The organism is Achromobacter sp. (assembly GCF_032113835.1).
Lineage (GTDB): Bacteria > Pseudomonadota > Gammaproteobacteria > Burkholderiales > Burkholderiaceae_B > Achromobacter.
Genome location: NZ_DAMCTG010000099.1, coordinates 1 through 5,779, shown reverse-complemented (window position 1 = coordinate 5,779; position 5,779 = coordinate 1). Strand labels below are relative to the sequence as shown.

General features: G+C 64.6%; 7 protein-coding genes. All 7 read left to right on the top strand.

Annotated features, from left to right (window positions below; translation table 11 throughout):
* Positions 1 to 819: succinate--CoA ligase subunit alpha (sucD, locus tag RT697_RS23615; protein WP_313702142.1), on the top strand; the 819-nt coding region annotated here is incomplete at its 5' end.
* A 262-nt stretch (positions 820 to 1,081) separates the two neighbouring features.
* Positions 1,082 to 1,780 (top strand): TerC family protein, encoded by a 699-nt coding sequence (locus RT697_RS23610; RefSeq protein WP_312429667.1) that lies wholly within the window; start codon positions 1,082 to 1,084, stop codon positions 1,778 to 1,780.
* Positions 1,781 to 1,894: 114 nt separating this feature from the next.
* Complete coding sequence (locus RT697_RS23605; RefSeq protein WP_056567345.1) at positions 1,895 to 2,614, top strand: TerC family protein; 720 nt, start codon at positions 1,895 to 1,897, stop codon at positions 2,612 to 2,614.
* Entirely contained in the window at positions 2,601 to 2,723 is a 123-nt protein-coding gene (locus RT697_RS23600) for a hypothetical protein (RefSeq protein WP_042792647.1), read from the top strand. The genes RT697_RS23605 and RT697_RS23600 overlap by 14 nt, the downstream gene beginning before the upstream one ends.
* 9 nt (positions 2,724 to 2,732) lie before the next feature.
* The gene (gene hemC, locus RT697_RS23595) at positions 2,733 to 3,674 is read left to right on the top strand and encodes a hydroxymethylbilane synthase (protein WP_313702141.1); all 942 of its coding nucleotides are present in this window, start codon (positions 2,733 to 2,735) and stop codon (positions 3,672 to 3,674) included.
* Positions 3,674 to 4,492 (top strand): uroporphyrinogen-III synthase, encoded by an 819-nt coding sequence (locus RT697_RS23590; RefSeq protein ID WP_313702140.1) that lies wholly within the window; start codon positions 3,674 to 3,676, stop codon positions 4,490 to 4,492. The genes hemC and RT697_RS23590 overlap by 1 nt, the downstream gene beginning before the upstream one ends.
* A gap of 37 nt (positions 4,493 to 4,529) precedes the next feature.
* On the top strand, positions 4,530 to 5,720 hold the full coding sequence (locus RT697_RS23585) for a uroporphyrinogen-III C-methyltransferase (RefSeq protein WP_313702139.1): 1,191 nt from the start codon (positions 4,530 to 4,532) through the stop codon (positions 5,718 to 5,720).
* Positions 5,721 to 5,779 lie beyond the last annotated feature (59 nt).

Sequence of the window (5,779 nt, the reverse complement as noted above, 5' to 3'; positions counted from 1 at the left end):
CAGTTCCACACCCGCATGTGCCGTGAGTACGCCAATGGCAAGGCCGCCTTCGTGGCCGGCGTGAACCCCAAGAAGGCGGGTGAAGACTTCGAAGGCGTGCCGATCTTCGCGTCGGTCAAGGACGCCAAGGCTGACACCGGCGCCACCGTGTCGGTCATCTACGTGCCGCCCGCCGGCGCCGCTGCCGCCATCTGGGAAGCTGTCGAAGCCGAGCTGGAACTGGTCATCTGCATCACCGAAGGCATCCCGGTCCGTGACATGCTCGAAGTCAAGAACCGCATGAAGGCCAAGGGCAGCAAGACGCTGCTGCTGGGCCCGAACTGCCCCGGCCTGATCACCCCGGACGAAATCAAGATCGGCATCATGCCCGGTCACATCCACCGCAAGGGCCGCATCGGCATCGTCAGCCGTTCGGGCACCCTGACGTACGAAGCCGTGGCGCAAGTCACCGAACTGGGCCTGGGCCAATCCAGCGCCGTCGGTATCGGTGGCGACCCCATCAACGGCCTGAAGCACGTCGACGTGCTCAAGCTGTTCAATGACGATCCCGACACCGACGCCGTCATCATGATCGGCGAAATCGGCGGTCCGGACGAAGTCAACGCCGCGCAGTGGGCGAAGGACAACATGAAGAAGCCGGTCGTCGGCTTCATCGCTGGTGTCACCGCTCCTCCCGGAAAGCGCATGGGCCACGCCGGCGCGCTGATCTCCGGCGGCGCCGACACGGCCGATGCCAAGCTGGAAGTCATGGAAGCTTGCGGCATCCGCACCACGCGCAACCCCTCCGAAATGGGCAAGCTGCTCAAGTCGGTGCTGTAAGTCTCAGCATTGCGCAAAAAAGCCCGCTTCGGCGGGCTTTTTTTTGTTCGCTTTTTTGATGGTTTCTTAGGGTAATCCCGCGTCCAGGAAGCGGCCGGGGCAATCATACGGAAAGCTGAACGAAACTATAATGAAAGAAATTTTGCGCGTACCAGCAAGAATGCCGTCGGGCTCGCACCAAGACGGTCAGTACGTTTCTCCGTTCAAATTCACCCATTAATTTGGTTTTCTCCTAGGGGGATCACACCTAGGAAAGAGAGGCATGGAACTCAGTTCAGCGGCATTCTGGATCGCGTTGCTCCAGATCATTTGGGTCAACATTCTGCTATCAGGCGACAACGCCGTGGTTATTGCGCTGGCGGCGCGCTCGCTGCCTCCGGCACAACAGAAAAAAGCGATCGTGGTCGGTTCCGCCGCTGCGATCATCATGCGTATCGTGCTGACGCTCGTCGCGGCCACGTTGCTGCTGCTGCCGTGGCTCAAGCTGATCGGCGCACTGCTTCTGGTCTACATCGGCGTGACGCTGCTGCTGCCGGAAGGCGAAGAAGACGGCGCTGGCAAGACGCAGGGCAATCTTCTCACCGCCATCCGCACCATCATGATCGCCGACCTGGTCATGAGCCTGGACAACGTGGTGGCTGTCGCCGCCGCTGCGATGGGCGATACGACGTTGCTGGTGCTCGGTCTGGCCATCAGCATTCCCCTGGTCATCTTTGGCAGCACGCTGCTCCTGAAGGTCATCGAACGCTTCCCGCTCATCGTCTGGGTCGGCGCGGCGCTGTTGGGCTTCATCGCGGGAGAACTGCTGGTGGGCGATCCTGCTTTGCAAGAGCCCGTTGCGCGTATTGACGCCGCGCTGGGTGTGACGCAGCATAGCTTCGCGCTGATGTCGGGCGCACTCGGTGCAGTGCTGGTGCTGCTGATTGGTAAAGTTTTACTGATGCGCCAGAAAGCTGACTGAAAGCTGAACTACAATAATATGTTTTTCTAAATAAACCTGCCGCGCGAAGGCGCGCGGCAGGGCGGCCGGGCCGGGACCGGCCATTCTTTTCATAAATGCCTTCGGGGGTTCAAAGTGCTTGAGTTTTTTCAGACGCTGAGTTGGGCAGCGGTATTTCAAATCATCCTTATCGACATCCTGCTCGGCGGCGATAACGCTGTCGTGATCGCGCTGGCGTGTCGCAACCTGGCGCCCAAGCAACGGATGCAAGGCATCTTGTGGGGCACCGCGGGCGCAATCATCCTGCGCGTCGTCCTGATCGCCTTCGCGATGCAGCTCCTGAACATCCCGTTCCTGAAGGTCGTCGGCGGCGTGCTGCTCGTCTGGATCGGCGTCAAGCTCCTGATTCCCGAAGACGATGCGCATGGCGACATCAAGGGTGGCACATCCATCGTCGCGGCCATCAAGACCATCATCATCGCTGACTTCGTGATGAGCCTGGACAACGTGATCGCCATTGCCGGCGCCGCGCAGAACGCGCATGCCGACCATCAGCTTGGCCTGGTCATTTTCGGCCTGGTCGTCAGTGTGCCGATCATCATCTGGGGCAGCACGCTGGTGCTCAAGCTCATCGACCGCTATCCGCTGGTCGTCACCTTCGGCGCGGGCCTGCTGGGCTGGATCGCTGGTGGCATGCTGGTCACCGACGTTATTGTCGAACGTCAATTTGGTGTTCAGCCGACTACGGTTAAAATCGCCGCTGAAATCATTGGCGCCTTGCTTGTTGTTGTCCTTGGACGGTGGCTGGCAAGCCGCAAGAACGCTTCCAAGGAATCAGCACATGAGTCTGCGTAGATCCACCGATCCCCAGCAATCCGAATCGGGCCTGAGCCTTCTTCAGGGTCTGTTCGTGCTGGCCATCCTCGGGGTAGTCGCGACGGTCATCGTCTCCAACTTCGTTTGATGGCGTCTCGTGTCTCTACCGCAACGTCTGGTCATTGCGACCCGCGCCAGCCGGCTTGCCCTGTGGCAAGCCGAGCATGTGCGCGATCGGCTGCGCACGCTGTACCCAGCGTGCGCAGTTGAACTTCTTACCCTGACAACCCGAGGCGACCAGATCCTCGACCGCACGCTGTCCAAGGTGGGCGGCAAGGGTCTGTTCGTCAAGGAACTCGAAAACGCGCTGCTCGACGGGCGCGCCGATCTCGCTGTCCACTCCCTGAAGGACGTGCCGGTGGATCTGCAGGCCCCGTTCGAACTTTGCGCCGTCCTCGATCGCGCGGATCCGCGCGATGCCTTCGTGTCCAACCGATATGCCTCGCTGGCGGACCTGCCCGCGGGCGCCGTGGTCGGCACGTCCAGTTTGCGCCGCGAGTCCCAGATCCGTTCCCGGTTTCCCGCTCTGGTGGTCAAGCCCCTGCGCGGCAATCTGGATACGCGCCTCGGCAAGCTCGACAAAGGCGATTACGACGCCATCGTGCTGGCGGCGGCGGGCCTGGAGCGCCTTGGCATGGGCGATCGCATCCGCAGTCTGCTTGACCCGGCCGACAGCCTGCCGGCCGCAGGGCAGGGCGCTCTCGGCATTGAAATCCGCGACGATCGCGACGACATGCGTGCGTGGCTCGCGCCGCTGGTCAGCGCTGACACCACCGCATGCGTGCTCGCGGAGCGCGCCGTGTCGCGCAAGCTGGGCGGCTCCTGTCAGGTGCCATTAGCCGCGTTTGCCCAGATTGCCGGCGGCACGCTGTCGCTGCGTGCGCTGGTCGCATCGCCGGACGGCACTCGCATCGTTCATGCCACGCACACCGGTCCGGTGGAACAGGCCGAAGCCATTGGCGAAGCCGCCGCCTCCGAATTGCTGGACGCGGGCGCAGCGGGGATCCTCCGCGAACTTCTGCACAACGAGCCCGACTGATGGACCCGGCGTTTGCAGCCGCCGAAGGGCCGCGCATCGCCATCCTGACGCGGCCCGCAGGGCGCAACGAAGTGCTGGCCGGCCGCCTGCAGGGCGCCGGTTGGCAGTCCTGCATCCTGCCCGCGCTTGAAATCCATCCCATCTCCGTCGCATCCGAAGACCTGCCCCGGCCTTCGGACTTCGACCTCGTCGTGTTCGTCAGCGGCAATGCCGCGCGCCAGTATCTGAACCAGCTTGCCCAAGCCGATGGCGCGGCCGGCTGGCCGTCAGGCGTGGCCGCAGCCACGGTCGGACCCGCCAGCGCGCAGGCGCTGCGCGGCACCGGTCTTTTTGGCGCGAATACAACAGTTCTGCACCCGGACGATTCCGCTCCCACCCACGATTCCGAGGCGCTGTGGCGCGTGCTCGAGGCCCAGCCTCGGTTGCCCGCGCGCGTGCTGGTGGTGCGGGGCACCCAGGGACGCGACTGGCTCGGCGACAAGCTCGAGGCCCATGGGGTCCACGTAATGCGTCACGCCGCCTACCAGCGGCGGCCGGCTGTCTGGACCCCTGATCAGCTTGGCGCACTGCGGCGCTGGGCTGATACAGGCGTCAACGCCACCTGGCTGCTCACCAGCGGGGAGGGCGCCGATGCCGTCCACGCCCAACTCAATGCCGCGGGCCTGTCAGGCTGGTGGCGGCGCTGCCGCTTCGTGATCACGCACCCCTCGCTCGCAGGCCGCCTGCCATCCTCCTGTCATGGCGTATCCGGGTCGGCGATGGTAAAAATCTGCGTGCCGAACGACGAGTCGATATTCCAGGCTTTTGTTGCTGCTTGATTCGTTGGTTCGGACTGACACCGAATACAATCGCGTCATGACAGATAAGACTCCCGCTACCGATTCGGCCGTTCATCCGGCCGCCCCGGACGCAAGCGCGTCCGCATCGGCCCCGGCCGCCTCCGTCAAGGCCCGTCCGGCCAAGCGCGGCAGTGGCCCCTTGGTCACCGCCCTGATAATCGTCATCCTGCTGGCCGTTGGCCTGGGTTATGCGCTGTGGAAGCAACGCACCCAGTTCGTCTCTGCCGGCCGCGAAGTCGCAACGCGCCTGGACACGCTTGGCGCCGACGTCGCGCAAGCCCGCAAGGACACCCGCGAAGCCCTCGCTCTGGCGCAGGCGCAGTCGGGCCGCGTCGCCGAACTCGAAGACACGCTGCGCGAGACGCAAAGCCAATACAACGCTCTGCAGCAGGCCTGGCAGAACTTCAACGACAGCGCCAGCGACGAGCTGCTGGCCAATGACGTCGAGCGTCTGCTGACGATCGCCAACCAGCAATTGCGCCTGGCAGGCAATGTGTCCAACGCCATCGTCGCGCTGGAAACCGCCCAATCGCGCCTGGCGCGCGCCGACCGTCCGCGTTTCTCGAGCCTGCAGCAATCCATCAACGGCGACCTGGACCGCTTGCGTGCCGTATCCACCGTCGATATCCCCGCCCAGTCCGGCCGCATCGAGCGCCTGGTTGCGCTGATCGGAAAGGCGCCGCTGCTGGTGCCCGATACCGTGTCGCCGGGTGTGGCCCCGGTGGGTCAAGCGCAGCCGCCCGCGCCGGCCCCCGCAGTCGATCCGCAGGCCGGCCTGCCCGCCGACGCGCCGTGGTGGCAGCGCTGGCGCGCCGAAGTCGCCTCGTGGCCCGGCCGTGCGGGCTCCGCGCTGGCCCACGAACTTGGCGGACTGATCACCATCCAGCGCGTGGACGAACCGGCCGCGCTGCTGCTGTCGCCGGAGCAGGCGGATCAGGTGCGCGGCACGCTGCGCCAGCGGCTGCTGACCGCGCAATTGGCGATGCTGATGCGCCAGCCCTCCGTCTGGAAGAGCGAGCTCGACAACGTCGGGTCGACGCTTTCCAAATACTTTGATGGCCGCTCGCCCGACACCGTCGCCGCGCAGAACCTCGCGCGCGAACTGGCCCAGATCGACATCGCCGTGCGCATGCCGGAAGTGGCCGACAGCCTGAACGCCGTTGCGGCCCTGCGCGCTGCGGGCTTCAAGACCAGCGACCAGGACTGAGCTCATGCGTACCTGGTTCTGGACCCTGCTGCTCGCCGTCGTCGCCGTCGCCCTGGCGG